Source organism: Pseudonocardia sp. ICBG162 (assembly GCF_020496225.1).
GTDB classification, from domain to species: Bacteria; Actinomycetota; Actinomycetes; order Mycobacteriales; family Pseudonocardiaceae; genus Pseudonocardia; species Pseudonocardia alni.
On sequence record NZ_JAHLJD010000019.1, the window covers coordinates 451326 to 478251 of the forward strand.

Sequence of the window (26926 nt, forward strand, 5' to 3'; positions counted from 1 at the left end):
ACTGTGCCGCAGCGTGTCCAGGGCGTCGTCGCCCTCGAGAAGGGCAAGCCCGTCTCCGTCGAGACGATCATCGTCCCGGACCCCGGTCCCGGTGAGACCGTGGTCAAGATCCAGGCCTGCGGGGTCTGCCACACCGACCTGCACTACAAACTCGGCGGCATCAACGACGAGTTCCCCTTCCTGCTCGGCCACGAAGCCGCCGGCATCGTCGAATCCGTCGGCGAGGGCGTCACCGACGTCGAACCCGGCGACTACGTCGTCCTGAACTGGCGCGCCGTCTGCGGCAACTGCCGGGCCTGCAAGAAAGGCAAACCCCAGTACTGCTTCGACACCCACAACGCCGCCCAGAAGATGACCCTCGACGACGGCACCGAACTGTCCCCCGCACTCGGCATCGGCGCGTTCATCGAGAAGACCCTCGTCCACTCCGGACAGTGCACGAAGGTCAACCCCGACGCCCCCGCCAAGGTCGCCGGCCTGCTCGGCTGCGGCGTCATGGCCGGACTCGGCGCTGCGGTCAACACCGGCGGCGTCGGACGCGGCGACTCCATCGCCGTCATCGGCTGCGGCGGCGTCGGCGACGCCGCCATCGCCGGCGCCAAGCTCGCCGGCGCCACCACCATCATCGCCGTCGACACCGACCCCCGGAAACTCGACTGGGCCCGCGAGTTCGGCGCGACCCACACCGTCAACGCCAAGGACACCGACCCCGTCGAGTACATCCAGAGCGTGACCGACGGCAACGGCGCCGACGTCGTCATCGAAGCCGTCGGACGCCCCGAGACCTACAAGCAGGCCTTCTACGCCCGCGACCTCGCCGGCACCGTCGTCCTCGTCGGGGTCCCGACCCCGGACCTGCAGGCACCCGAGATCCCGCTCATCGACTACTTCGGCCGCGGCGGCGCCCTCAAGTCCTCCTGGTACGGCGACTGCCTGCCCAGCCGCGACTTCCCGATGTACGTCGACCTGTTCCTGCAGGGACGCTTCCCGCTCGACAAGTTCGTCACCGAGGAGATCGGGATCGACGGCGTCGAGCAGGCCTTCGAGAAGATGCACGCCGGTGAGGTCCTCCGCTCGGTGGTGATCCTCTGATGGCCCCGGTCGACCACGTCGTCACCTCCGGCACCTTCAACCTCGACGGCGGATCCTTCGACGTCGACAACAACGTCTGGATCGTCGGCGACGACCGCGAGGTGTTCGTCATCGACGCCGCCCACGACGCCGACGCCATCGCCACCGCCGTCGGCGACCGCCGCGTCAAGGCCGTCGTGTGCACCCACGCCCACGACGACCACGTCAACCAGGCCCCCGCCCTCGCCGACCGGTTCAGCGCGCCGATCCTGCTCAACCCCGCCGAGCAGGTGCTGTGGGACATGACCTGGCCCGACCGCAAGCCCGACCAGGAACTCGCCGACGGCCAGGTCCTCTCCGCCGGCGGGATCGACCTGACCGTGCTGCAGACCCCCGGCCACTCACCGGGCTCGTCCTGCCTCTACGCACCCGAACTCGGCATCGTGTTCACCGGCGACACCCTGTTCCAGGGCGGACCCGGCGCCACCGGACGGTCCTACTCCAGCTTCGACACGATCATCGAGTCGATCCGGACCACGCTGCTGCCCCTGCCCGCCGACACCCGCGTCCGCACCGGACACGGCGACTCCACCAGCATCGGCGACGAGGCGCCCCACCTGGAGGAATGGATCCGCAACGGATCCTGACCCCGCCCCTCGACGCGGGATCCGTCGCGGAGATGCAGCTCAGCGGGGTGTGGAGATCCACAACTCCCGCTGGGCCGCATCTCGGTGCACGTGCGGGGTCAGTCCCGGAAGCGGAACGGGGCGAGCTTCTCCGCGAGGAGGACCGGGTCGCCGTCCTCACCCGGGGCGTGGTGGAAGCCCTCGGCCTCGGCCAGGCCGATGAGCTCGCGGTCGTGGAACAGGCCGCAGACGTAGCGGACGGTGTCCTCGCCGATCTCGGTGACCGCGACGCGCATCTGGTAGATGCCCGGGTAGTGCACCTCGGCGAGGTACTGGACCGACAGCGTCGACGGGGAGAGCCCGTCGAGCGGGCCGCCCGCGGGGTAGCCCAGCACGTCGGAGTGCAGCTCGGCGAGGCCGTCGAGGTACCAGGAGGCCAGCGCGACGTTGTTCACGTGGCGGTTGGTGTCCAGGTCGGTGAAGCGGGTGCGGACGTCCCAGCGGAACGGGTAGTTCTCGCGGACGGCGCGGGCGTCGCCGCGCTCGGGACGGACCGGGGCGGGGGCCTCGATGCGCAGGGTGGTCAGCGCGCCGCGGACCTCGTCGGTCAGCGGGGCCGGGGCGTCGCCGTCGGTGTGCACCGAGGTCGACTCGCCGGTGGCGACGCACTCGTCGCCGGCGAAGACCGCGTACCGGTAGGAGAACGACGTGGTGCCGATGTGGCTGACGCCGACACCGATCCGGTAGGAGCCGGTGACCCGCAGCGGGGCCAGCACGTCGACCCGGATGGCGGCGAGCAGCAGCCGCACGCGGGACTGCAGGCGGGCGACCAGGTCGGCGCCGAAGGTGTCGCGCTCGACGGCGACGCGGGCGTCCTCGAACCAGCGCACCAGGGCGTCGCGGCCGATCCGGCGGCTCGGGTCGAGGTCGGCGTAGCGGGCCTCGTGCTCGATCAGCACCGGGAACATCCCCGGCTCGGGCACGGTCGGCGTCGTGATGGTTGCTGTCACCCCCCCATCGTGACGCTGTGTCGCCGCTCACCGGCAACCGGCCGTCCGATATCACACCCGGTGAGCTGCCCGGGTACGCCGGGTGCGCGGTCCCGGGTGCCGGGCGGCACGGTCACGGCCGGACCTGTCGGGGGCGCTCGGTAACCTGCCGGACGTGCCTCCCCCCTCGACGGCCCCCGTGCGGACCCAGGACCTGCCCGGTGTGCACGAGCTGCTCGAGGTGGCCGTCACCTCGGTCGGCGGGTCACGCCGCGAGGGCCAGGACCGGATGGCCGACGCGGTGCGCCGCTCGCTGTCGTCCGGGGAGCACCTGGCCGTGCAGGCGGGCACCGGCACCGGGAAGTCGCTGGCCTACCTCGTGCCCGCGATCCGGCACGCGATCGCCCGCGACACCACGGTCGTCGTCTCGACGGCCACGATCGCGCTCCAGCGCCAGCTCGTGGACCGGGACCTGCCGCGCGTCGCGAAGAGCCTCAAGAAGGTGCTGGGCCGCGAGCCCACCTTCGCCATCCTCAAGGGGCGGCGGAACTACCTGTGCATGAACAAGCTCCACGGCGACATGGGGGACACAGCCGACGATTCCGAGGAACTGTTCGACGCGTTCGCCATCTCGGCGCTCGGGCGGCAGGTGAAGCGGCTGCACGAGTGGTCGTCGGACACCGAGACCGGGGACCGCGACGAGCTGGTCCCCGGCGTCCCGGACTCCGCGTGGCGGCAGGTGTCGGTGACGGCACGGGAGTGCCTCGGCGCGAGCCGCTGCCCGGTCGGTGAGGACTGCTTCGCCGAGAAGGCCAAGGCCGAGGCGGGGCGGGCGGACATCGTCGTCACCAACCACGCCCTGCTCGCGATCGACGCGATGGGCGAGGCACAGGTGCTGCCCGAGCACGACGTGGTGATCGTCGACGAGGCGCACGAGCTCGTGGACCGGGTCACCGGCGCGGCCACCGCCGAGCTGACCGCGGACACCGTCGCGACCGCGGCCCGGCGCTGCGGCAAGCTCGTCGACCAGGACACCGCGGACCGGCTCGCGGAGGCCGGTGAGGGTCTCGCCGCGGTGCTGGAGGACATGACTCCCGGGCGCTGGGAGTCGCTGGGCACCGCCGCCGCGGGCGCACTGAACGCGATCCTGTCGGCCGGGGCGGGCTGCCGGCAGTCGATGGGCGCGAACAAGCGCAGCGACGACGCCGACCCCGAGGGCGCCGCCGCCCGCAAGCTCGCCCAGGCCGTGCTCGACGAGGTCGTCGACACCGCCGCGCGGCTGCTGGAGACGTTCAAGGAGACCGACGCGGCCACGCGCCGCGACGTCGTCTGGCTGGGTGAGCAGGGGCCCGACGGTTCCCGCCACAAGGTGCTGCGGGTCGCGCCGCTGTCGGTGGGCGGGCTGCTGCGCGAGCGGCTGTTCAACACCCGCACCACTGTGCTGACCTCGGCGACGCTGGCCCTGGGCGGGTCGTTCGACGCGTTGGCCCGGCAGTGGGGCCTGCCCGCGTCGCAACCCCGGGAGGCCGGGTCCACCCCGCCGTCGAGCGTCGACGAGGGGCACGGCCCGGTCCAGGACCCGGAGGCGCCGCGCTGGCAGGGCCTCGACGTCGGGTCCCCGTTCGCGCACGCCAAGTCCGGGATCCTCTACCTCGCCCGGCGGCTGCCCAGCCCCGGCCGCGACGGCCTCGTGCCGGAGACCCTCGACGAGATCGAGGGACTCGTCCGCGCCGCCGGGGGCCGCACGCTGGGCCTGTTCTCCTCCACCCGCGCGGCGAAGCAGGCCACCGAGGCGCTGCGCGGCAAGCTCGACACCCCTCTGCTGTGCCAGGGCGACGACTCCACGATGCTGCTGGTCAAGCGGTTCGCCGAGGACCCGGAGACCTCGCTGTTCGGCACGCTGTCGCTGTGGCAGGGCGTCGACGTGCCCGGCCCGTCGCTGTCCTGCGTGATCATCGACCGGATCCCGTTCCCGCGCCCGGACGACCCGCTGATCGCGGCCCGGCAGAAGGCCACCGACGCACGCGGCGGGAACGGCTTCCTGTCGGTGTCGGCGACGCACGCGGCGCTCCTGCTCGCCCAGGGCGCCGGACGGCTGCTGCGCGCCACCGACGACCGCGGCGTCGTCGCGATCCTGGACCCGCGGATCGCGACCGCGCGCTACGGCGGCTTCCTGCGGGCGAGCCTGCCCCCGTTCTGGGAGACCACCGACCGGGAGAAGGTGCACGGCGCGCTGCGGCGGCTGCGCGAGTCGTCGTGACCGGCTCCATACGGCGGACGACCCCCGACCCGAGATAGGTTGTGTGCAACCAATCGAGTCCGGAGGAGCACCCATGGCGAACTACACGACCGAGGCCACCTCGACCGGCGGCGGCCGCGACGGCCACATCCGCAGCGACGACGGCTTCATCGACCAGGACCTGAAGATGCCGCCGGAGCTGGGCGGCCCCGGGGGCGCCACCAACCCCGAGCAGCTGTTCGCCGCGGCCTACGCGGCCTGCTTCCACGGCGCGCTGCGGATGGCCGCCCGCAAGGCCAAGACCGCCGTCCCGGACGACGCCCAGGTCACCGCGACGATCCAGCTGGCGCCCGACGACGTCAGCTTCCACGTGGCCGCCGACATCACCGCGCACCTGCCGGGTCTGGACCAGGCGGCCGCGGACGAGCTCGTCGAGGCCGCCCACCAGGTGTGCCCGTACTCCAAGGCCACCCGCGGCAACGTCGAGGTCACCCTCACCGCGACCGTCTGACCGCGGAGCCCGGGTGGTCACGGTGCCGGGGGGATCTCCGGCGCCGGGATCTCGAAGGCGTTGAGCAGCGCCGACACCGACAGGTACATGCCGGTGAGGTGCACGGTGTCGAGCACCCCGTCGCGGCCGAGCGCGGCCTCGGCCGCGGCGTAGGTCCCCTCGGACACCCGGTGCGTGCGGACGAGCTCGTCGACGAACCGGTGCACGACGAGCTCGTCGCCGGTCAGTACGTCGGCGGCGGTGCCGTCCTGCAGCGCCCGCACCGCGTCCTCGGCCAGCCCCACCGACCGGGCGACGGCGGTGTGCGCGTACAGCTCGTACGCCGCGCCCCAGGCCGCGCCGACGGTGAGGATCACGACCTCGCGCACGGTCGCCGACAGCGAGGAGTCCCGCTGGTCGGTGCCGACCCAGCGGTTGAACGCCTTCCCGGGGCCGGGCCGCAGCACGAAGGCGTTGAACGGGCCGATGAGGCCACCGTCGTCGTCGGTGGCGGCGAAGCCGGACTCCTCGGCCCACCGGACCGAGCCGGAGCGGAGCCGCTCGGCGGCGGCGCGCTGCTCGTCGTCGAGGTCGAGGGTCTCGTTGCGGGGCAGCCGGCCGCCCCAGTCGCGGGCACCGGCGGAGGGATGTGTGGTCACACCCGGTGGATCACCGCCCGGCGGTCCCGGCAAACGCGGCCCGGGCCAGCGCGAGGCAGGTCATGGTCCCCGGGTCGACCTCGGTGAAGCCGGCGTCGCGCACCCCGACCACGCCGTCGGTGCCGTCGTCGGCGGCCGGGCACAGCCGGTCCCAGGCGGCCCGGTCCGCGGTCCGCACCGCGCACACCGGTGCCGCGCCGACCGGCCAGCCGAGGGCCGCACCGAGCAGCATCGTGGCGTGCCCGACCTGCGCGGCGGCCTTGCCGACCGTCATCTCCGCGTACGGGGACAGCAGCACCAGCGGGGCGCCGGGGTCGGGCGGGCCCGGCTCGTCGACGGGCAGTTCGGTGCCCCCGATCTGCAGCCGCGAGACCACCTTCGGCGCCTCGTCGACCGGTCCGGGCAGCAGCGCGCGGGCCTCGGCGTCGCCGACCCGCACCGTCACGCCGGGCAGCTCCCCGACCGCACGCCAGTGCGCGCCGCGCGCCCGGCGGGCGATCTTGCGGATGCGCCCGTCCACCCAGGGGGCGACGGCGTCGGACCACTCGCCGCCGGGCTGGGCCCGCGGGTCGGTGCAGACGGCGACCGCGGCCGTCGCGGCGGCCTCCAGCAGCGCGGTGCGTCCGGGGAGCGGGTCGCGCTCGATCCGCAGCACGACCGGCATCGCCCGGACGACGCCGTCGGCCTCCGGCGCGATGTCGCGCTCCCGCGCCCCGGCCCCGTAGCGGCCCGCGAGCAGATCCAGGATCGGTGCGGGACCGGTCACGCCAGCGGGACCCGGCGGAGCACACCCTCGGCGGCGTCGGCGGCCTCGACCTCGGTGCGGGTGATGCCCAGGACGAACAACACGACGTCGAGGTAGGGCACCGACACCGAGGTGTCGGCGATCTCGCGCAGCGCCTGCTTGGCGTTGAACGCCACGCCGAGCCCGGCGGTGGAGAGCATGTCGATGTCGTTCGCGCCGTCGCCGACCGCGACGGTCTGGTCGAGCGGGATGTCGTGGGTCTCGGCGAACCGGCGCAGCGCGACGGCCTTCCCGGCCCGGTCGACGACCTCGCCGACGACCCGCCCGGTGAGCGTCCCCCCGGAGATCTCCAGCTCGTTCGCGGCCACGAAGTCGAGCTTGAGCTCGCGGGCGAGGCCGGCGATGACCTGGGTGAACCCACCCGAGACGACGCCGCAGCGGTAGCCGAGCCTGCGCAGCGTGCGGATCGTGGTGCGGGCGCCGGGGGTCAGCTCGATCCCGGCGGCCACCTCGTCGACGACGGAGGCGGGCAGCCCCTCCAGCGCGGCGACGCGGCGGGTCAGCGACTCGGTGAAGTCGAGCCGGCCCGCCATGGCCTCCTCGGTGACCCGCCGGACCTCGGCCTCGACGTCGGCCCCGGCGCGGGCGGCCAGCATCTCGATGACCTCGCCCTGGATCAGGGTGGAGTCGACGTCGAACACGATCAGCCGCTTGCTGCGCCGGGCCAGCCCGGCCCGGGCCACCGCGACGTCGACGCCCGCCTGCCGGGCCACCCGGACCAGCCGCCTGCGCAGCGTGCCGGGCGGGTAGGCGTCGGCGTCGCCCTCGGGGACCGGGGAGACGAGCAGCTCCAGCCCGGTCACCGGGTAGTCGGCGACCCGGCGGATGGAGTCGATGTTGGCGCCGACCGCGGCGAGCTCCGCGGCGATCGCGCCGAACGCGCGGGCCGTGATCGGCCTGCCCAGCACCGTGACGACGTGCGTCGACGGCGTCCGGGCGGCCTGGCGGCCGTCGCGCTGGATCTCGATGTGCACGGTCATGGCGATGGAGTCCATCGCCGCGCCGACCGTCTCCTGCAGGTCCTCCGGGTCCCCCGCCGGCACGACGAGCGCGCCCAGGGTGAGCCGGCCGTTCACCACGACCTGCTCCAGGTCGAGCAGCTCGACACCGGCCGCGGTGAGCGCGGTGAACAGGACGGAGCTGACACCAGGCCGGTCCGGCCCGGTCACCGTGACGAGCACGGTGGGCCGGGCCGGACCGGGAAGTACTGGGGCCACTACTTCGACTTGGGGTCGCTGTCCGGCTGCGACTCCTTGCCGACCGACTGTGCGAGGACCTCGGTCGGGTGCGCCCGGTTGCCGACGTGCGCCTCGGCGCGCGCCTTCTCGACCAGGTGCGGGTAGTGCAGGTCGAACGCCGGGCGCTCGGAGCGGATCCGGGGCAGCTCGGTGAAGTTGTGCCGCGGCGGCGGGGACGAGGTCGCCCACTCCAGCGAGTTGCCGAAGCCCCACGGGTCGTCGACGGTGCAGACCCGGCCGAACCGGTAGCTCTTGAACACGTTGTAGAAGAACGGCAGCGTCGAGGCACCGAGGATGAACGCGCCGATCGAGGAGATCGTGTTCAGCGTGGTGAAGCCGTCCGAGGGCAGGTAGTCCGCGTAGCGACGCGGGTAGCCCTCGTTGCCCAGCCAGTGCTGCACCAGGAACGTCAGGTGGAACCCGACGAAGGTCAGCCAGAAGTGGATCTTGCCGAGCTTCTCGTCGAGGAACCGGCCGGTCATCTTCGGGAACCAGAAGTAGATCCCGCCGAAGGTCGCGAACACGATCGTGCCGTAGAGCACGTAGTGGAAGTGCGCGACGACGAAGTAGGTGTCCGACACGTGGAAGTCCACCGGCGGCATCGCGAGCAGGATGCCGGTCAGACCACCGAAGAGGAACGTGACCAGGAAGCCGACCGAGAACAGCATCGGCGTCTCGTAGGTGATCTTGCCCTTCCACAGGGTGCCGATCCAGTTGACGAACTTGACGCCCGTCGGAATGGCGATGAGGAACGTGGTGAAGGCGAAGAACGACAGCATGATCGCGCCGGTGGCGTACATGTGGTGCGCCCACACCGCGACCGACAGCGCCGCGATGGCGATGGTCGCGAAGACCAGGCCCTTGTAGCCGAACAGCGGCTTGCGGGAGAACACCGGGAAGATCTCCGAGACGATGCCGAAGAACGGCAACGCGACGATATAGACCTCCGGATGGCCGAAGAACCAGAACAGGTGCTGCCAGAGCACCACACCACCGTTGGCCGGGTTGAAGATCTGCGCACCGAGGTGGCGGTCCGCGGCCAGCGCCAGCAGCGCTGCGGTCAGGATCGGGAACGCGATCAGCACCAGCAGCGCGGTGATGAAGATGTTCCAGGTGAAGATCGGCATCCGGAACATCGTCATGCCCGGCGCGCGCATGCAGACGATGGTCGTCACGAAGTTGACGCCACCGAGGATCGTGCCCAGACCGGAGACGACCAGACCCATGATCCAGAGGTCACCGCCCGGCCCCGGCGAACGCACCGCGTCCGACAGCGGGGTGTAGGCGAACCAGCCGAAGTCCGCCGCGCCGCCCGGGGTCAGGAAGCCGGAGACGACGATGAGGCCGCCGAACAGGTACAGCCAGTACGAGAACGAGTTGAGCCGCGGGAACGCGACGTCGGGGGCACCGATCTGCAGCGGCACGATGTAGTTCGCGAAACCGAAGACGATCGGCGTCGCGAACAGCAGCAGCATGATCGTGCCGTGCATGGTGAACAGCTGGTTGTACTGCTCGGTCGACAGGAACTGCAGCTCCGGCCGTGCGAGCTCGGCGCGGATCAGCAGCGCCATGACCCCGCCGACGGCGAAGAAGCCGAACGACGTCGTCAGATAGAGGATCGCGATGTCCTTCGGGTCCGTCGTCCTCAACATCTTGAGGAACGTGGATCCCTTGCCCTCACGCCGCGCCGGATACGGGCGCGTCGAGATCGGCTTGGGCTCGACGGCTGTCACCTGGGCCTCCATGCACTTGCCTGACCTGAGCACGTCCTCGCGGACGGGCAGACTGTACTTCCCGACCGGCGAGCGGCGCCCGTCCGGTCCGGGAGATCCACTTCGTGGGTCCCGGCTCGTCGCACGGCGCGCGCCGATTGTGCTCTACGGAGAGTAGAACCGACACCCCCCGACCGCGCACTCAGGGCGCCCTTCACCCGGATCAACAGGTCGCCGGCGGTGTGCGACGGTGGAGATGTGGTGGTTCCGACACCCCCGCCGGGCACCCGTCGCCGGGAGCCGGGCTGGGACGTACTGCGCAGCACCTTCGTGCTGCTGGTCGTGCTCTACCACGCCACGCACCTCGGACCGGTGCTCCACCCGGAGCTGGCGCCGCGCAGCCTCTCCTTCGACCACCAGGTCGGGGCGAGCCTGCTGCTGGTCGTCTCGGCCTACTTCGCCTGCGCGACGCTCGGGCGCCACTCCCCCGGGCGCTACTGGTGGGGCCGGGTCGCGCGGCTGCTGCCGGCGTTCGTCGTCGCGGTGCCGCTGGCCTGGGTGGCCCTGCGCTTCGTGTCCCCGCCGGACTGGGCGTCGCCGCCGGCACGGGAGATGGTCGTCAACTGGCTGATGCTGGGGAACTGGGACACCGAGCGCTACCCGTGGCTCGACCCGGCGTTCTGGACGCTGCCGCTGCAGCTGATGGCGTTCACCGCCGCCGCGGTGCTGAGCGTGACGCGCTGGGGGTACGGGCCACGGCTGCGGGTGCTGCTGTGGGCGATGGTGGTCGTCCCGCTGCTGCTGTGGCCGCTGCGGGCGCGGCCGGGCGACGTCGCGGACCCGCCGTGGTGGTACCGGACCGTCGTCGACGGGCTGGGGTTCCACCGGCTGCACCTGTTCGTGGCCGGGATCGCGGTGTGGCTGTGGTCGACGCGGCGGATGCGCACCCCGCACGCGATCGCCCTGCTCGCGGTGTGCGGCCTGGCCCAGTTCGTGCACGGCCTCGAGCCGGGGCCCGACGGCGTCGTGCGGATCGACCTCGACCACCTCGACGCGGTCGCCGCCGCGCTGGTCTGCGCCGGGATCGCGCTCGTCGCCGTGGTGGCCCGGCTGCCCCGGCCGGGCTCGCGGATGCCCGCCCCGCTGGCGACGGCGGTGCGCAGGCTCGCCGGCATCTCCTACGGCGTCTACCTGGTGCACCAGACCGTCGGCTACGTGCTGATGCGCCGGCTGCAGGACCTCGGCGCCGGGCCGCTGGCGCAGTCCGCGGCGATGCTGGCGACGGCGGTGCTGCTCGGCTGGGCGCTGACCCGGCTGGTGGAACGCCCGGCCCACGCCGCGCTGATGCGGGCGTGGGACCGGCGCGCGGGCGTCACCTGAGCGGCTCGAAGACCTCGGTCCAGATCTCGGGCGCGGTGGCCGGGTTGGGCTGCGCGTCGACGATGTAGAACTCGGTGCCCAGACCCATCGCGAACACCGGGTCCGGCATCGTCAGCATGAAGTGGTCGGGGCCCATCTGGCTGGCGTGCGCGCGCATCGAGGCCCGCTTGGTCTCGGCGTACTCGACGGCCTCGACCCGGTGGGTGATCTCGGACTCGGGCTTGCCGAACGACCCGTCGTCGGGGATCTCGGGCATCTGCCAGTCGCCGCCGCGCTCCTTCTGGAGCCCGCGCATGCCGCGGAGCAGCCAGTCGCGGTTGGTGGTGTTCTGCGCGACGACCGGGACCCCGGCGAGCTCCCCGGCGCGGGCACCGACCCGGTGCACCTGGATGTGGTCGGGGTGGCCGTAGCCGCCGTTGTCGTCGTAGGTGGTGAGGACGTCGGCCTCCTCCTCCTCGAGGATCAGCGCGAGCCGCTTGGCCGCGTGCTCCACCGGGGCCTGCCAGAAGCAGTAGGGGGCGTCGTTGCTGGGCTCGCCCATCATCCCGGAGTCGACGTAGCCGAGGAACTCCACGCGGGCGACGCCGAGGGTGCGGGCCGAGGCGTGGCACTCCGCGGAGCGGCGGACCGGCAGCTGCTCCCCCTCGGCCAGGACGCCGGGTACCGGCTTCCCCAGCTCGCCACGGGTGGCGAAGACGAGGACGACGCGGTGGCCGAGCGCGGCGGCCTTGGCGAGCGTGCCCGCGGTGCCGATCGACTCGTCGTCGGGATGGGCATGGAAGCTGACGAGGGTCCCCACGGACGGTGAGCCTAGGAGCCGGTCCCGGCCGCCCCGCACCGGGCCGTCGTCGATCTACAAACCGTTGACGCGCCGTCCGATGTGTGTAGCATCACAGGTCCCCGAACCGGCACAGGAGCCACCCACCATGGCCGATGTCGTCAGCGTCGACAACGTCGATCCCGCCCACACCACCGTGCCCGTCCCCCGCAGCGCGCAGCAGGCGCCGGAGGCGTTCAACGCCGCCGCGCACCTCACCGCCGCCCGGGTCGGGGCCGGGGACGGCGGCCGCACCGCCGTCCGGTTCCCCGGCGGCTCGCTCACCTACGCCGCCCTGACCGACCGGGTCCGGCTCGTCGCCGGGGCCCTGCGCCGGGCCGGCGTGCGGCCCGAGCAGCGCGTGCTGCTCGTGATGCCCGACGACGTCGAGCTGTTCACCGCGATCCTCGCGACCCTGTGGGCGGGCGCGGTCGCCGTGCCGTGCTCGACGATGCTGACCGGGCGCGAGCTCGCCGTGCTCGTCCGGGACTCGCGGGCGACCACCGTGATCGGCGGCGAGGCGTTCGCCGCGCACCTCACCGAGGCCGTCGCGGGGGCGCCCGACCTGGAGCGCGTCGTGCTCACCGGGGCCGACCCGCTGGTCACCGGGGTCACCTCCCTGACCTGGGACGCCCTGCTCGACGGCGCCGACCCGCTGCCCGAGCCGCACCCGACCTGGGCGGAGTCCCAGGCGCTGTGGCTCTACACCTCGGGCACGACCGGCAAGCCCAAGGGTGCCATGCACCGCCACGACGACATCCGGTTCGTCGCCGACACCTACGGCCGCCAGGTCCTCGGCATCCACCGCGACGACGTCTGCCTGTCGGTCGCGAAGCTGTTCTTCGCCTACGGCATCGGCAACTCGATGTTCTTCCCGCTCTCGGTCGGCGCCTGCGCCGTCCTCGAACCGTCCCGGCCGAACCCCGAGCACTACTCCCGCCTCGCCGAGCAGCACGGCGCGACGCTGTTCTTCGCCGTCCCCAGCTTCTGGGGCCCGATGATCGCCGCCGAGCTGCCGCGCGAGCGGTTCGCCACCGTGCGCCGCGGCGCCTCGGCGGGCGAGGCGCTGCCCGCGCGGATGTTCCACGGCGTGCTCGACCGCTACGGCTTCGAGGTCCTCGACGGCATCGGTTCCACCGAGGCGCTGCACATCTTCATCTCCAACCGGCCGGGCGAGGTCGTGCCGGGCAGCTCCGGCTTCCCGGTCCCCGGCTACGAGGTGGAGCTGCGACGACCGGACGGCAGCGTCATCGACGGCCCCGGCGAGCAGGGCATGCTCTACGTCGCGGGCGACTCGGTGTGCACCGGCTACTGGTGCCGCACCGAGGTCAACCGCGCAGTGTTCCAGGGCCGCTGGATGCGCACCGGCGACCAGTACGTCCGCGGCGAGGACGGGTCGTGGACCTGCCTGGGCCGGGCCGACGACGTCCTCAAGGTCGGGGGCATCTGGGTCTCCCCCGGCGAGGTCGAGACCCGCCTGCTGGAGCACCCGGGGCTCGCGGAGGCGGTCGTCGTCGGGATCCCGGACGACGACGGGCTGGACAAGCCGGTCGCGTTCGTCGTGCCCCGCGACCCGGCGGCGGCGCCGTCGGAGGCCGAGCTGGTCGCGTTCTGCCGCGAGGGGCTGGCGTCGTTCAAGCGGCCGCGCGCCGTGGTCACCGTCGACGAGCTGCCCAAGACCCCCACCGGGAAGATCCAGCGCTACCGGCTGCGCGCGCACGCCGCCGCGCTGCCGGGGGCCACCGGGCACCCCGGCGACCCGGAGACGGTGGTCTGAGGACCGTCCGGAGTGTCTCGATGTAGGACGTTCGCTCGACCCGGGCCGCTCCGCCGGGGTTCACTCGGCGGACACACCGACGGCGAGGAGGCCGGCGTGGACACGTGGGACTGGATCCCGGAGACCCCCGCGACCTGGGACGACCGGAAGGGCCGGGTGCTCGACGGTCTCGACCCCGCGCTGTTCGGCCTCGGCCGTCCCGGCGACGGCGACCCGCTCGGCGACGAGTGGTGGCGCGTCGAGGACGCCGACGGCACGACCGTCGCCTACGGCCGGCTCGACGGCAGCTGGGGTGACGCCGAGATCCTGGTCCTCGTCGCCCCCGCGGCCCGGCACTCCGGCGTCGGCTCGTTCGTGCTGGAGCGGCTGGAGGCCGAGGCCGGCCGGCGGCGGCTGAACTACCTCTACAACGTCGTGCCGCACGGCCACCCCGACCCCGAGCCGGTGACCGCCTGGCTCACCGCGCGCGGCTTCGCCCGCAACGACGTCGGCGAGCTGCGCAAGCAGGTCCCGGCCGCGCTGGTGCAGAACCAGGGCTGAGGCTCAGGCCGCGCCCGCGGTGCGCAGCGCGGTCGAGACGATCTTCCGGGCCGCGCCGCAGGGGTCGGACGGGGCGGAGCCGACGACCGACAGCATCCCCGATCCGGCGTCGACGACCACGAGGCAGACACCCTCGGTCTGCGACACCGCGGCGCGGCGACCGTCGAGGGTCTCCTCGGTGACCGCGGACCCCTGGGTGCGCATCTGCGTGAGCCCGGCGTCGAAGGCCCCGGGCTGCGCGGCGACGAGCAGCGTCGTCGGCACGGAGAAGGAGAACCCCGCCGTCCCGCCCCCGGTGCCGACGGTGTCCCAGCGGCAGCTCGGCGCGGGCTCGCCGGTGGCCGTGCCCGGCCCGGTCAGGCCGAGCCCGGCCAGCTCGCCCTCCGGGACGTACGAGCACGGCGGCGCGGACAGGTCCAGGGCCGGCGCGGCGGCCGGGGTGGCGGCCCCGGGCCCTCCGGAACAGCCGGCGAGCAGGGAGAGGGACACGGCGGCGAGGGCGAGGCCCACGAGCGGGGATCGATGCACGAAGTGGATCATTCCCGGACCGGTCCGGCGCCGGGGCGGAATGCGGAGGTCCGGCGGTCGTGGCCGTCACACCGGTCGGCGCGAGCCGGTCCGGCGGCTCGCCGTGATCGCAGACACTCCACACTCTTCCGTCGCCACGTCATCTGGTTGTAGTCTTTGATGGCCGCAACGACGCGAGGAGGAGCGGAGTCCATGAGCAGTGCAGACCCGTCCGTCGACCCGGACGACGGCGCCGTCCCGCGGGTGGACTTCGACCGCGACCCGTCGGGCTACCGGCACTGGCAGCTCGCGCTCGACCCGGACGACCCCACGGTCGCGTACGTGAAGCTCGACGTCGACGAGGCGGGCGGCCTCGTCCCCGGCTACGAGCTGAAGATGAACTCCTACGACCTCGGCGTCGACATCGAGCTCTACGACATCACCCAGCGGTTGCGGTTCACCCATCCGCAGGTCAGGGCCGTCGTGCTGACCAGCGCCAAGGACCGCAACTTCTGTGCGGGCGCGAACATCCGGATGCTCGCCGGGTCCTCGCACCCGTGGAAGGTGAACTTCTGCAAGTTCACCAACGAGACCCGCAACGGCATCGAGGACGCGACCGCGTACTCCGGCCAGACCTGGATCGCCGCCGTCAACGGCACGGCCGCCGGCGGCGGCTACGAGATGGCGCTGGCCTGCGAGCGGATCCTGCTGATCGACGACAACTCCTCCACCGTCGCGCTGCCCGAGGTCCCGCTGCTGGGCGTGCTGCCCGGCACCGGCGGCCTCACCCGCGTCACCGACAAGCGCCGCGTCCGCAAGGACCGCGCCGACGTGTTCGCCACGAGGTCCGAGGGCTTCGGCGGGAGGCAGGCCGTCGAGTGGAAGCTCGTCGACGAGGTGATCCCCAAGCGCCGCTGGGACGAGACGGTGGCCGAGCGGGCCGTCGAGGCCGCGGCGGCGTCGACGCGGCTGCCCGCGGACGAGGGGATCGAGCTGCCCCCGCTGGAGCGCACCGAGACCGCCGACGGCATCACCTACCCGCACGTGCGCGCGGAGTTCGACCGCGACCGGGGCCTGGTGGAGATCACCGTCGACGGGCCCGAGGGCGGTGTCCCGGAGAGCATCGAGCGCGTGCACGCCCTCGGCGCGGACTTCTGGCCGCTGGCCATGACCCGCCAGCTCGACGACCTGGTCCTGCGTCTGCGCAGCAACGAGCCGGAGCTGGGCACCTGGGTGATCCGCACCCGGGGCGACGTCGAGGACGCGCTGGTCTTCGAGCGCGTCATCGAGCAGCACTCCGGCGACGACTGGCTGGTCAACGAGATCCGCCACTACTTCAAGCGCACCCTCAAGCGCCTGGACGTCACCAGCCGCAGCCTGATCGCGCTGGTCGAGCCGGGCTCCTGCTTCGCCGGTGCGCTGCTGGAGCTGGCCCTGGCCTGCGACCGCCAGTACATGCTCGACGGCACGATCGAGGGCGACGAGCAGGGCGACGAGGCCCAGATCATGCTCACGGCGTCGAACTTCGGCACCTTCCCGATGCCCAACGGGCCGTCCCGGCTCGCGAGCCGCTTCCACGGCGACGACGACCACGTCGCCACGCTCCGCAAGGAGGTGGGGCGCCGCCTCACCGCGGGCGAGGCGCTGGAGCTGGGCCTGGTCACCGACGCCCCGGACGACATCGACTGGGACGACGAGGTCCGCATCATGCTCGAGGAGCGGGCCTCGCTCTCGCCGGACGCGTTGACCGGGATGGAGGCCAACCACCGGTTCGTCGGGCCGGAGACGATGGAGAGCCGCATCTTCGGCCGGCTCACCGCCTGGCAGAACTGGATCTTCGTGCGCCCGAACGCCTCCGGGCCGGAGGGTGCACTGCGCAAGTACGGGACGGGCCGCAGGGCCGATTTCGACCGGAAGCGAGTCTGAGCGATGAGCATCGACTACTCGGAGAAGATCCCCAACAACGTCGACCTCGCCGGGGACCGCAAGCTGCAGCGCGCCCTGGAGTCGTGGCAGCCCAACTTCCTCACCTGGTGGAAGACGATGGGCCCGGCCGTGCCGACCCAGGACGTCTATCTGCGTACCGCCGTCGACGTCGGCAAGGAGGGCTGGGCGCAGTTCGGCCACGTCGCGATGGAGGAGTACCGCTGGGGCGTGTTCCTGGCCGAGCGCTCCGACGACCGCCGGATCGCCTTCGGCGAGAACCGCGGCGAGCCGGTCTGGCAGCAGGTCCCCGGCGAGTACCGCGCCGACCTGCAGCGCCTGATCGTCATCCAGGGCGACACCGAGCCCGCCTCGGTCGAGCAGCAGCGCCGCCTCGGCGAGACCGCCCCCAGCCTCTACGACCTGCGTAACCTGTTCCAGGTCAACGTCGAGGAGGGCCGCCACCTCTGGGCGATGGTGTACCTGCTGCACGCCTACTTCGGCCGCAACGGCCGCGAGGAGGCCGAGGCGCTGCTGCAGCGCAACTCCGGTGACCTGGACAGCCCCCGCATCCTCGGCGCGTTCAACGAGGAGACCCCGGACTGGCTGTCGTTCTTCATGTTCACCTACTTCACCGACCGGGACGGCAAGTACCAGCTCGGCACGCTGAAGGAGTCCGCCTTCGACCCGCTCTCGCGCACCTGCGAGTTCATGCTGAAGGAGGAGGCCCACCACATGTTCGTGGGCACCACCGGGATCGACCGGGTGATCCAGCGGACCTGCGAGCTGATGCGCGAACACGACACCGCCGACATCGCCCCGCACGGCGGCATCCCGCTGGACGTGATCCAGAAGTACATCAACTTCCACTACTCGGTCAGCCTCGACCTGTTCGGCTCCGAGCAGTCGACGAACGCGGCGAACTACTTCACCGCCGGACTCAAGGGCCGCTGGCAGGAGGAGCGGCGTCGCGACGACCACGTGCTGACCGAGGACGGCTACGGCATGGAGCAGGTCCGCGACGGCGGCGTCGTCACCGACGAGGTCCCGGCCCTGCTGGCGCTGAACCTGGACCTGCGCAACGAGTACGTGAAGGACTGCCAGTCCGGGCTGAAGCGCTGGAACCGCATCCTGGAGAAGAACGGGTTCGACGACCGCGTCTATCTCCCGCACGTCGGGTTCAACCGGCAGGTCGGGTTGTTCTCCTCCCACGAGCTCACGCCGAAGGGCGACCTGATCTCCGCCGACGTGTGGGCGTCCCGCCAGGACGACTGGCTGCCGTCGGAGGCGGACCGGACGTTCGTGCAGAACCTGATGCGCCCGGTCTACGAGCCCGGGAAGATCGCGGGCTGGATCGCGCCGCCGTCGAACGGGATCAACGGCAAGCCGTTCGAGTACGAGTACGTCCACCTCGCCTGATCGTCCACACCGGACCGTTCACCGAGAGTGGTCACCGTTCGCCGACCGGGTGACCGTTCGCCGCCCGTCGCGCTCGCGTGACCCCGGATCGGGCCCGTTGACTGACCCCGTGGTGACAGGACGGGGTGCGGCGGGCACACAACGCGACGACGACGCCGGCGACACCGCCGACCGGGTCGACGACCGGGTCGGCGGCGCGGGTGTGGCCGCCCGCTTCGGCCGCGGCGCCGACGACGACGCGTCGCCCCCGGTGTTCGGCACCGCCCCGTGGGGCTACCGGCGGGCCGAGGTCGACGCCTGGGCGAGCTGGGTCGCCCGGCTCGTGGAGCAGGGCCGCCGGGAGACCGTGCGGGCGGACAGCGCGGAGGCCACCCTGCAGGCGACCCTGCAGCGCCTCGACGAGCTGGAACGACGGCACCACCCGGCCCCCGCGACCCCGGCCGCTGAGGCCGAGGGTTCGCCGGACCCGGCCACGCCGGACACGGGTCGGCCGGACCCGGGGTCGACCGCTCCGGGCACGTCGGGCACCGGCGCCCCGGCCGCGCTGCCCCGTCGTCGTCCCGGTGCGGCGGGCGCGCCCGTGCCGCCCGGCAGCGAGGAGGGGCAGCGCCTGCGGGTCGTCGAGACGACCCTCGGCGAGGTCATGGCGCTGCTGCAGCGTCTGGCGCCCTGAGCCGTCCGCCCCGCCCAACCGGCCCGGGCTCCCGGACGCGCCGTCAGCCGAAGTTCTCCACGTGCACGCGCCGCTCCGGCACCCCGGCGTCGAGCACGGTGCGCCGGACCATCGCGGTCCACCGGCCGGGTCCGCACACGTACACCTCGCGCACCGCGATGTCCGGGATCCGGGCCCGCAGCGCGGCGAGGTCGTCGGCCCGGCCCGCGTCGGCGCCCCACCACGACCCCGCCCCCCGGCGACGCCCGGGCGAGGCCACCACGTGCAGGTTCCGCTCCCGGGCCAGGCGGGTGAACTCCCGCGCGAACAGCGGCTCGCGGGTGAAGCGGTGCACCACCACGACGTCGGCGGACTCGTTGAGGAACTTCTCCGCCAGCGCCCGCAACGGGGTCATCCCGACGCCCGCCCCGATCAGCGCGACCCGCGGGCTGGTCCGGGTGCGCGGGGTCAGCCTGCCGTAGGGGCCCTCGATGTAGACCCGGGTGCCCTGCCGCAGGTTCGGGACGGCGGCGCTGCCGTCGCCGAGCTGCTTGACGGTGATCCGCAGCGAGCGGGCCGTCGGCGGCGCCGACAGCGAGTACGGGTTGCCCGCGGGCCAGCCGCGCCCGGACCGGAACCGCCAGACGAAGAACTGCCCGGCCGAGGCGCCGAGCTCGCGCAGCCGGTCACCGGTCATGTGCACCGACACGCTGCCGTCGCCCTCGGGCAGCACCGCGGCGACGGTGATCCGGTGCCGGCGCGACCGGAGCACCGGGACCGCGACCCGCCAGACCACGACGGCGAGCACCGCGGCGATCCACAGCCCCCACCAGAACACCGTCCGCGACGGCGAGGTGGTGAACTCCCGCCCCGCCCACAGCTGGTGCGGCAGCGCGAGGAACACCCCGGCGTAGCCCCACAGGTGCAGCAGGTGCCACCACTCGTAGCGCAGCCGGGTGCGGATCCACCGCGCGCTGGTCACGACGACGAGCACCACCAGGACGGTGCCGAGCGAGGCCGCGACCATCCCGGGCCAGGTCCACGTCAGCTGCCAGAACCCGGCGGGGACGCGACCCGCACCGGCGGGGCCGTGCGCCCAGCTCGCGCAGCCGACGTGCGCCAGCATCCCGGCGAACGAGGCGATGCCGGTACCGCGGTGCAGCGCGATGAGGTGCCGCTGGCCGAACGCGTGCTCCAGCAGCGGGATCCGGGCGGCGAGCAGCACCTGCCCGAGCAGCAGCAGCGACGCCAGCAGCCCGCAGAGCCGTCCGGTCTCGGCGACGGCCCCGGTGCCGCCCTCCAGCAGCCCGGCGGGGCCGCCGCCGTCGACCCACCAGGCGAGGACGAGCAGCACCGCCAGGGCGGCGAGCACCCCCGTCGCACGGCGGACCCGGCGGTCGGCGCGGGCGACGTCGCGCGCGGGGACCGGTGGGTCCGGCTTGAAGCGGCCACCGGGCACCCGGACGGTGGGGGCGGAGAGGGACGACACAGTGCCGCCATCCTCCCCGACCACCGGGCGGCGCCGTCGCCGGACCCGGTCCGGCGCACCGGGGCGACCGCCGACCGCCACGACCGGGTGGCCGCCCGCACCGTCGGGGGCCGGTCCGTGGGGCGGGGAGAAGGATCGTCGTCGATGTCCGACTCGTACCTCACCCTGCTCGTGACCGTCCTCGCGGTCGTGCTGCCCGCCGTGCTCGCGGTCGTCGTCACCGTGTTCACCGTGCGGCGGATCCGGCGCGACCCCCGACGGCTGGGCAACGCCTACTGGCTGCTGGCCACCACGCTGCTCCTCGGGTGGGTGCTCGGTGTCGCCGGGTCCGGCGGGAACCCGGTGTTCGGCGCGCTCGGGCTCCTCATCGTGCTGTCGCCGCTGATCACGGTGGTGTTCGCGGTGTTCTGCGTCCTCAACGGCGCGGTGATGCTGCGCCGGGAGCGGTTCTCGCTCGGCAACTCGCTGTCGCTGCTCACCGGCCTGGCGATCATCGGCCTGCTCGTCGCGGTCTGGCCGGTGCTGGCGCTGCACTCGCTCGTGCTGCGCGCGCTGTGGCTGGCCTGCCTGCTCGCGGCGGCGTTCCTGGCGTTCCAGTTCGCCGCGTTCCTCGGCTACGCGCGGCTCTACCGGTGGCTGGTGCGCGACCGGCCCGCGGACTGGGTGGTCGTGCTCGGCTCCGGGCTGCACGGCAGCGAGGTGCCGCCGCTGCTGGCGTCGCGGATCGCGACCGGGATGGACGAGCTGACCCGGCGTGGGGCCGGACGGCTGGTGCTGTCCGGCGGGAAGGGCGACGACGAGCGGCTCGCCGAGGGCGAGGCGATGGCCCGCTGGGCCGCGGCGCACGGCGCCGACCCGGCGGTGCTGACCGCGGAGACCGCCTCGCGGACCACCGAGGAGAACCTGCGGTTCAGCTCGGCGCTGGTCGGCGACGGCCCCGGCGTCATCGTGACCAGCAACTACCACGCGTTCCGGGCCGCGCTGCTGGCCCGGCGGCTCGGCGTCGACGCCCAGGCCGTGGGGGCGCCGACCGCCGGCTACTACTGGCCCAGCGCGGTGCTGCGCGAGTTCGTCGCGGTGCTGCGCGAGTACCGGGTGGCGAACGCGGTGCTGCTGGCCCTCGTCGCCGTCCCGGTACCGCTGGTGCTCGTGCTCGTCGCCGGCTGAGGCCGGCTCAGCCGCCCACGGCCGCCGGGGACGGCGGCGGCAGCGGCGGGCACTGCTTGTCCGACCGGTCGCCGCCGGTCCGCTTCGGCAACGCGCCGGTGAGCAGGTAGTCGGCGACCGTGTCGTCGGTGCACGCGATCCCCGACAGCGACGACGAGTGGGTGTGACCGCCGACGCCCTCGACCAGCGACGAGCCGGGGAAGGTCCGCCGGGCCTGGAGTGCGCCCTCGTAGGGGGTGGCGCCGTCGTAGGTCTCGGAGATCAGCAGCGGACCGGTCTTCAGCTTCCCGGCGACCTTCGGCGCGGGCCCGGGCTTCACCGGCCAGTCCCGGCACGGCGCGTTGTACCAGGCGTTGCCCCAGGTCTCGAACGGCGCCTTCCGGTCGGTGGCGGTGTTGTCGCGCTTCCAGGTGGCCCAGTCGTGCGGAAACGGGGCGTCGGTGCACTGGGTGGCGAGGTAGACGGCGTAGTTGTTGTCGTCGGTCGGCGAGCCGGCCTGGTCGTAGGCGGCCTTGAGCTTCGCCGCGTCCTTCTTCGTGCCGGCGACGAACGCGTCGGCGACGGAGGTGTACTCCCCCACGTTGTAGCCGGCGCGCAGGAAGATGTCGGTCCACTCGGAGGACCCGATCTTCCCGCCCAGCGGGGCCTTCCGGAACTCCGCGGCGAGGTCGTAGAAGCGCTTCTCGACGGCGTCGCCGGTGTTGCCGAGGTGGTAGGTGGCGTCGTTCTTGGCGACCCAGTCGAAGAAGGTCTCGATGTTGCGCTGGAACGCGACGTCCTGGTTCAGGTTGGCCCGGTACCACCAGTCACGGGGGTCGACGACGCCGTCGAGGACCATCCGGCGGACCTTGTCCGGGAACATCGTGGCGTAGACCTGGCCGAGCATCGTGCCGTAGGAGAAGCCGTAGTAGTTGATCTGCTTCGCGCCCAGGGCCTGGCGGATCAGGTCCATGTCGCGGACGGTGTCCTCGGTGCGCAGGTGCGCGAGCAGGTCGCCGCCGGCCTTGCCGCAGGCCTGGGCATACGCCTCGACCTTCGGCAACCACGCCTTCTCGGCGCCGTTCTCCGGCCGGTAGTCGGGGCGGGCGTAGCCGCCGTAGTCGGCGTCGCAGGTCAGGGCGGGACGGCTGGTGCCCACCCCGCGCGGGTCGAAGCCGATCCAGTCGTAGGCGGCGCCGGCGTTCTTCGGGACGGCGCCGCCGAGCCGGGACAGGCCCAGCCCGGGGCCGCCCGGGCCACCGGGGTTGACCAGCACGACGCCCTGGTACCGGGCCTCGGGCACGGTGTGCCGGATCCGCGACACCGCGATCTCGATCTTCTTGCCGGCGGGCTGCGCGTGGTCCAGCGGGACCTTCAGGAAGCCGCACTCGGCCTTGGCCTGCTGCAGCGACGGGCTCGTGCACGGACCCCACGTGATGCCCTGCCCCGGCGGCGGCGCGGGCGGGGCGGGCGCGGCCAGGGCCGGACCGGCCGTCCCGAGCGTCACCCCGACGGCGACGAGCAGCGTGATGATCGTCCTGCGCACCGGCTCCACCTCTCCGGGCGCACGCGCCCGCCCCCCGACCGAGAGGCAGACGTTGCCATTAGCAACGCTGTGTCCACAATCGCCACGCCCGACGGTGCCCCGAACGGACCAGCGGGGGTCGGGACGGGCTCAGCGGCGTCCCCCGCAGCCACCGACGAGTGCGCAGGCCGCGCACAGCGCGGAGGGCGCCAGACCCTCGACGACGTCCGCGGCGGCCGCGGCCCCGCCGGCCGCCCGGGCGGTCGCCTTCTCCTCGGCGCAGCGGCGCGCGACGGTCTCCGACGACGACACCCGCAGCACCGCCTCCCGCAGCGCCTCCGGGGTCACGTCACCGGCGGGCAGGTGCTCCCCCACCCCGAGCGCGGCGATCCGGTCGGCGTTGCCGAACTGGTCCACCGCCTGCGGGACGGCCACCATCGGCACCCCGTGCCAGAGCCCCTCGGTGCAGCCGCCCATCCCGGCGTGGGTGACGAACGCCGACGCGTGCGCCAGCAGCGCGAGCTGCGGCACCCACTCGCGGACGGTGACGTCGTCGGGGACCGCGTCGAGGTCGTCCGCGGACACGTGCGGGCCGGTGGCGAGCACGGTCTGCCAGCCGGTGCCGGTCATCGCCTCGATGCAGGCCCGCCAGAACTCCGGCCGGTCGGTGTAGGCCGAGCCGAGCGACACCAGCAGCAGCGGGGCCTTCGGCTTCGGCCACAGCCCCTGGTGCGAGCGGTCGCCGATGACCGGGCCGACGAAGGTGTAGCGGTCGCGGTCGACCCGGTCGAGCTCGGGCTGCATCGCCTCGGGGATCAGCGCCACCGAGCGGTCGGGGTGGCCCAGGAACTCCCGGTTCCCGACGCCGGCGCCGACCTCGTCGAGCCAGGCGTCCAGCTCGGCGCGCCAGGCGAGCCCCTCGGGGGTCTCCAGGAACGCGAAGGCCTCGGCCATGTCGGTCTCGAAGCCGTCCCAGGCCACCATGTGCGGGGACAGCTCCACCCGCGGGATGCCCCGGACCCGGGAGAACGCGTGCCCGGCCCAGCCGCTGCCGTCGTAGCAGACGACGTCGGGGTGCTCGTACTGCAGCGCGTCGGCGATCTGGTCGTAGGCGGAGCGGGCCTCGGCCGAGAACAGCCGCATGGCCTCGATCCCGCCGTCGGGCCACTGCTCGCCCTTCGCCGGGTCGGGCAGGTCGGTGCGGATCCGCAGCGGCGTCGCCCCGGTCGCGGCGACGGCCTCGGCGAACCGCTCCGGGACCGGGTAGGTGACGCGGTGGCCGCGGGCGACCAGCTCGGCCATCACCGGCAGGTTCGGGTGGACGTGGCCGTGCGCGGCGGTGGTCGACATGAGGACGTGCACGACCAGAGTGTGCCTTGACCGGCCGGTCGCGCGCCGACGAGGATCACCGCCGGAATGGCCCGGCTGCGCTGCGACGTCGTCGCCGACTCCCTCGGACTGGCCACCTCGGTCACGGTGCTGCTGCCCCAGCCGTCGCGGACCCGGATCGGCGCCGGGGTGCGCGACCTCGACGCCCCGCCGCCGGTGCTCTACCTGCTGCACGGCCTGTCCGACGACGACACCGCCTGGACCCGCTACACCGCCGTCGAGCGGTACGCCGACGAACTGGGTCTCGCCGTCGTCATGCCGCAGGTGCACCGCAGCTTCTACACCGACCAGGCCTACGGCGGCCGCTACCGCACCTGGGTGACCGAGGAGCTCCCGGCGCTGGTGGCGCGGTTCTTCCGGGTGTCGGCCGACCCGGCGGAGACGTTCGTGGCGGGCCTGTCGATGGGCGGCTACGGCGCGCTGTCCTGGGCGCTGGCCGAGCCCGGCCGGTTCGCGGCCGCGGCGTCGCTGTCCGGGGCGCTCGACCTCGCCGCGCTGGCCGCGGGCCCCCCGCGCGAGGAGGACCCCCGGATCTGGGAGCGGATCCTCGACGGCGCCCCGGTGGCCGGCACCGACGCGGACCTGTCCACCCTGCTCGCCCGGCTCGACCCGGCCACCGCGCCCGCGCTGTACGCGTGCGCCGGCACCGAGGACCCGCTGCACCCGCAGTCGGTGCGCTTCGTCGAGCTGGCCCGGGCCGCCGGGGTGTCCGTGACCACCGCGTTCGGCCCCGGCGAGCACGAGTGGGGCTACTGGGACGCCCGGATCCGCGACGTCCTGGACTGGCTGCCGCTGCCCCGCTGAGCCCTCGCGTGCCCGTTCACCAGGGCAGCGGGCCGTGCCGGTCGGAGTAGGAGCCCGACGCCGCCGCCGCGTCCCCGGTCGCGGCGGCGACGATCGCGTCGGTGCCCTCCTCCACGGTCTGGGTGCCGGAGTTCCCGTTGAGGTCGGTCCGGGTGTAGCCGGGGTCGACCACGGCGACGTGGACGTCGGGCAGCTCGGCGGCGTACCGCGCGGCGACCATGTTCAGCGCCGCCTTCGACGACTGGTAGGCGAACCCCGGCACCCGGGACTCGATCCGCTCCGGGTCGGCGGTCAGCCCGTGCGACCCCAGGCCGCTGGACACCATGACGATCCGCGGGGCCCGGGCCGCCGCGAGCAGACCGAGCATCGCGTGGGTGACCCGGACCGGGCCGAACACGTTGGTCTCGTAGGTCGTGCGGACCAGGTCGGCGGTGGTGTCCGCCGCGGCCGAGCGGCCGCCGACCACGCCGGCGTTGTTGACCAGGACGTCCAGGTGGCCGTACTCCGCCCGGATGCGGTCGGCCGCCGCGGTGACCGACGCGTCGTCGGTGACGTCGAGGTCGACGGCGACGGCGTCGATCCCCTCGGCGGCCAGCTTCCCGGCGGCCTCGGTCCCGCGGCCGTGGTCGCGGGAGCCCAGCAGGACCGTGTGGCCCAGCGCGCCGAGGCGCCGGGCGGTGGTGAGGCCGAGGCCCTTGTTGGCGCCGGTGACGAGGACGATCGTGGAGTCGGTCATGGCACGAGCCTGCGCCCGGCCGGTGGGTCCGGCCAGGCACGGCGTAGCCGGGGACCGGTCGTACCAGGCTGGGGACGGCCGGCGCGGGCATCCTGGAGCCGTGGACCGTACGGAGCTGGGACGGGTGCTGCGGACGTGGCGGGAGCGGCTGCGCCCGGCCGACGTCGGGCTGCCCGCGGGCTCCCGTCGCCGGACGCCGGGCCTGCGCCGGGAGGAGGTCGCCGCGCTCGCCGGGGCGGGCGTCGACCACCTGACGCGGATCGAGCAGGGCCGGGGCGCGCATCCGTCGGAGTCGGTGCTCGGCGCGCTGTCCCGGGCGCTGCGCCTGGACCGGGCCGAGGCCGAGCACCTGTACCGGCTGGCCGGGGCCGCCCCGCCGGGGCCGGGCCGGATCGGCCGCTCGGTGCGCCCCGCGGTGCTGCGGCTGCTGGACCGGTTCTCCGACCTGCCCGCGGTGCTGCTGAACGCCCGGATGGACGTCCTGGCCTGGAGCCCGCCCGCGACGGCGCTGCTGGGCGATCTGTCCGCGCTGCCGGAGGAGCGGCGCAACCTGTGGGTGCAGCACTTCCTCGACAGGGCCGACCGGGTCGTCGTCGCCGACGACGACGAGCGGGACCGCCGCGACCTCGCCCTGGTGTCCGACGCCCGCGCGGCGCTGGCCCGCCATCCCGGCGACCCGGAGCTGGCCGCGCTGGTGGACCGGCTGCGCCGCGGCAGCCCCCGGCTCGCGTCGCTGTGGGAGGAGCGCACCGTCGTCGAGCACCTCGACGACCGCAAGACCTTCGCCCACCCCGCGCTCGGCGCGCTCACCCTGGACTGCGTGCTGCTGCGCATCGACGACGACGACCAGCGCCTGCTCGTCTACTCCGCCACCCCCGGCTCACCCGACGCCGACGCGCTGGCCCTGCTGCGGGTGCTGGGCACCCAGGAGGTGGCCGCGCCGGTCGCCCCGCCCCGGCCCTGACCGGCCCGGTCCCGACCGCGCCGGGCCCC

The 26926-nt window shown here is 73.5% G+C and carries 24 protein-coding genes; 13 read left to right on the forward strand and 11 right to left on the reverse strand.

Annotated elements, in window-relative coordinates:
• The first annotated feature begins 3 nt into the window (after positions 1–3).
• Both KPL60_RS20615 and KPL60_RS20620 read left to right on the forward strand, forming a co-directional pair.
• Complete coding sequence (locus KPL60_RS20615) at positions 4–1092, forward strand: S-(hydroxymethyl)mycothiol dehydrogenase (protein ID WP_226366863.1); 1089 nt, start codon at positions 4–6, stop codon at positions 1090–1092.
• Entirely contained in the window at positions 1092–1718 is a 627-nt protein-coding gene (locus KPL60_RS20620; RefSeq protein ID WP_226364609.1) for an MBL fold metallo-hydrolase, read from the forward strand. The genes KPL60_RS20615 and KPL60_RS20620 overlap by 1 nt, the downstream gene beginning before the upstream one ends.
• A 98-nt stretch (positions 1719–1816) precedes the next feature.
• Here KPL60_RS20620 and KPL60_RS20625 read toward each other — a convergent pair whose 3' ends face one another.
• A complete protein-coding gene (locus tag KPL60_RS20625) occupies positions 1817–2707 on the reverse strand; it encodes a thioesterase family protein (RefSeq protein ID WP_226355484.1) in 891 nt (296 codons plus the stop codon).
• 145 nt (positions 2708–2852) lie between these two features.
• On the opposite strand from KPL60_RS20625, the gene KPL60_RS20630 reads away from it, so the two are divergent.
• Positions 2853–4946, forward strand: coding sequence for an ATP-dependent DNA helicase (locus tag KPL60_RS20630; RefSeq protein WP_374228728.1), 2094 nt, complete (start codon positions 2853–2855; stop codon positions 4944–4946).
• Between the two features lie 73 nt (positions 4947–5019).
• Entirely contained in the window at positions 5020–5436 is a 417-nt protein-coding gene (locus KPL60_RS20635; protein WP_226355483.1) for an organic hydroperoxide resistance protein, read from the forward strand.
• 17 nt (positions 5437–5453) lie between these two features.
• Here the strand turns inward: KPL60_RS20635 and KPL60_RS20640 are convergent, their stop codons facing one another.
• The 4 genes from KPL60_RS20640 to ctaD are packed head-to-tail and all read right to left on the reverse strand — an operon-like array spanning position 5454 to position 9850.
• Positions 5454–6074, reverse strand: coding sequence for a carboxymuconolactone decarboxylase family protein (locus tag KPL60_RS20640; RefSeq protein WP_226355482.1), 621 nt, complete (start codon positions 6072–6074; stop codon positions 5454–5456).
• Positions 6075–6084: 10 nt separating this feature from the next.
• Positions 6085–6840 (reverse strand): peptidyl-tRNA hydrolase, encoded by a 756-nt coding sequence (locus KPL60_RS20645; RefSeq protein ID WP_226355481.1) that lies wholly within the window; start codon positions 6838–6840, stop codon positions 6085–6087.
• On the reverse strand, positions 6837–8048 hold the full coding sequence (serB, locus tag KPL60_RS20650) for a phosphoserine phosphatase SerB (protein WP_374203834.1): 1212 nt from the start codon (positions 8046–8048) through the stop codon (positions 6837–6839). Before serB ends, KPL60_RS20645 begins: the two co-directional genes overlap by 4 nt.
• 47 nt (positions 8049–8095) lie before the next feature.
• Complete coding sequence (gene ctaD / locus KPL60_RS20655) at positions 8096–9850, reverse strand: cytochrome c oxidase subunit I (RefSeq protein ID WP_226355480.1); 1755 nt, start codon at positions 9848–9850, stop codon at positions 8096–8098.
• A gap of 240 nt (positions 9851–10090) precedes the next feature.
• On the opposite strand from ctaD, the gene KPL60_RS20660 reads away from it, so the two are divergent.
• Entirely contained in the window at positions 10091–11209 is a 1119-nt protein-coding gene (locus tag KPL60_RS20660) for an acyltransferase (RefSeq protein WP_226366864.1), read from the forward strand.
• On the opposite strand, the gene KPL60_RS20665 is transcribed toward KPL60_RS20660, so the two are convergent.
• Entirely contained in the window at positions 11202–12008 is an 807-nt protein-coding gene (locus KPL60_RS20665) for a PIG-L family deacetylase (RefSeq protein WP_226366865.1), read from the reverse strand. The two genes, KPL60_RS20660 and KPL60_RS20665, sit on opposite strands and share 8 nt — an antisense overlap.
• Positions 12009–12135: 127 nt before the next feature.
• On the opposite strand from KPL60_RS20665, the gene KPL60_RS20670 reads away from it, so the two are divergent.
• The gene (locus KPL60_RS20670; protein WP_226355477.1) at positions 12136–13803 is read left to right on the forward strand and encodes a benzoate-CoA ligase family protein; all 1668 of its coding nucleotides are present in this window, start codon (positions 12136–12138) and stop codon (positions 13801–13803) included.
• 96 nt (positions 13804–13899) lie between these two features.
• Positions 13900–14343, forward strand: a complete 444-nt coding sequence (locus tag KPL60_RS20675; RefSeq protein WP_178374194.1) for a GNAT family N-acetyltransferase — start codon at positions 13900–13902, stop codon at positions 14341–14343.
• Positions 14344–14346: 3 nt separating this feature from the next.
• Here KPL60_RS20675 and KPL60_RS20680 read toward each other — a convergent pair whose 3' ends face one another.
• Positions 14347–14871: a DUF3558 family protein gene (locus KPL60_RS20680; protein WP_226366866.1), complete on the reverse strand. Its 525-nt coding sequence runs from the start codon at positions 14869–14871 to the stop codon at positions 14347–14349.
• Between the two features lie 192 nt (positions 14872–15063).
• On the opposite strand from KPL60_RS20680, the gene boxC reads away from it, so the two are divergent.
• The 3 genes from boxC (at position 15064) to KPL60_RS20695 (ending at position 18865) form a co-directional block, all read left to right on the forward strand.
• Entirely contained in the window at positions 15064–16776 is a 1713-nt protein-coding gene (gene boxC, locus KPL60_RS20685; protein WP_226366867.1) for a 2,3-epoxybenzoyl-CoA dihydrolase, read from the forward strand.
• A 3-nt stretch (positions 16777–16779) separates the two neighbouring features.
• On the forward strand, positions 16780–18192 hold the full coding sequence (gene boxB / locus KPL60_RS20690; protein ID WP_062400733.1) for a benzoyl-CoA 2,3-epoxidase subunit BoxB: 1413 nt from the start codon (positions 16780–16782) through the stop codon (positions 18190–18192).
• A 109-nt stretch (positions 18193–18301) separates the two neighbouring features.
• Positions 18302–18865 (forward strand): hypothetical protein, encoded by a 564-nt coding sequence (locus tag KPL60_RS20695; RefSeq protein ID WP_226355473.1) that lies wholly within the window; start codon positions 18302–18304, stop codon positions 18863–18865.
• A 43-nt stretch (positions 18866–18908) separates the two neighbouring features.
• On the opposite strand, the gene KPL60_RS20700 is transcribed toward KPL60_RS20695, so the two are convergent.
• Positions 18909–20333, reverse strand: coding sequence for a ferric reductase-like transmembrane domain-containing protein (locus KPL60_RS20700; RefSeq protein WP_226366868.1), 1425 nt, complete (start codon positions 20331–20333; stop codon positions 18909–18911).
• A 144-nt stretch (positions 20334–20477) separates the two neighbouring features.
• Here KPL60_RS20700 and KPL60_RS20705 point away from each other — a divergent pair, with 144 nt between their 5' ends.
• Positions 20478–21500, forward strand: a complete 1023-nt coding sequence (locus KPL60_RS20705) for a YdcF family protein (RefSeq protein WP_226366869.1) — start codon at positions 20478–20480, stop codon at positions 21498–21500.
• Between the two features lie 7 nt (positions 21501–21507).
• On the opposite strand, the gene KPL60_RS20710 is transcribed toward KPL60_RS20705, so the two are convergent.
• Together KPL60_RS20710 and KPL60_RS20715 are read right to left on the reverse strand one after the other, a co-directional pair.
• Complete coding sequence (locus KPL60_RS20710) at positions 21508–23025, reverse strand: alpha/beta hydrolase (protein WP_226366870.1); 1518 nt, start codon at positions 23023–23025, stop codon at positions 21508–21510.
• Between the two features lie 129 nt (positions 23026–23154).
• On the reverse strand, positions 23155–24366 hold the full coding sequence (locus KPL60_RS20715) for a macrolide family glycosyltransferase (RefSeq protein ID WP_226366871.1): 1212 nt from the start codon (positions 24364–24366) through the stop codon (positions 23155–23157).
• A 54-nt stretch (positions 24367–24420) separates the two neighbouring features.
• Here KPL60_RS20715 and KPL60_RS20720 point away from each other — a divergent pair, with 54 nt between their 5' ends.
• Positions 24421–25197 (forward strand): alpha/beta hydrolase family protein, encoded by a 777-nt coding sequence (locus KPL60_RS20720; RefSeq protein ID WP_226366872.1) that lies wholly within the window; start codon positions 24421–24423, stop codon positions 25195–25197.
• 16 nt (positions 25198–25213) lie between these two features.
• On the opposite strand, the gene KPL60_RS20725 is transcribed toward KPL60_RS20720, so the two are convergent.
• Positions 25214–25933, reverse strand: coding sequence for an SDR family NAD(P)-dependent oxidoreductase (locus tag KPL60_RS20725; RefSeq protein ID WP_226366873.1), 720 nt, complete (start codon positions 25931–25933; stop codon positions 25214–25216).
• A 100-nt stretch (positions 25934–26033) separates the two neighbouring features.
• On the opposite strand from KPL60_RS20725, the gene KPL60_RS20730 reads away from it, so the two are divergent.
• Positions 26034–26897, forward strand: a complete 864-nt coding sequence (locus KPL60_RS20730; protein WP_226366874.1) for a helix-turn-helix transcriptional regulator — start codon at positions 26034–26036, stop codon at positions 26895–26897.
• Positions 26898–26926 lie beyond the last annotated feature (29 nt).

Excerpts from the sequence above, each read along its gene's own strand:
- boxC (WP_226366867.1), top strand. The coding sequence starts at position 15,064 with ATGAGCAGTGCAGACCCGTCCGTCGACCCGGACGACGGCGCCGTCCCG.
- KPL60_RS20670 (WP_226355477.1), top strand. The coding sequence starts at position 12,136 with ATGGCCGATGTCGTCAGCGTCGACAACGTCGATCCCGCCCACACCACC.
- KPL60_RS20705 (WP_226366869.1), top strand. The coding sequence starts at position 20,478 with ATGTCCGACTCGTACCTCACCCTGCTCGTGACCGTCCTCGCGGTCGTG.
- KPL60_RS20725 (WP_226366873.1), bottom strand. The coding sequence starts at position 25,933 with ATGACCGACTCCACGATCGTCCTCGTCACCGGCGCCAACAAGGGCCTC.
- boxB (WP_062400733.1), top strand. The coding sequence starts at position 16,780 with ATGAGCATCGACTACTCGGAGAAGATCCCCAACAACGTCGACCTCGCC.
- KPL60_RS20720 (WP_226366872.1), top strand. The coding sequence starts at position 24,421 with ATGGCCCGGCTGCGCTGCGACGTCGTCGCCGACTCCCTCGGACTGGCC.
- KPL60_RS20635 (WP_226355483.1), top strand. The coding sequence starts at position 5,020 with ATGGCGAACTACACGACCGAGGCCACCTCGACCGGCGGCGGCCGCGAC.
- KPL60_RS20620 (WP_226364609.1), top strand. The coding sequence starts at position 1,092 with ATGGCCCCGGTCGACCACGTCGTCACCTCCGGCACCTTCAACCTCGAC.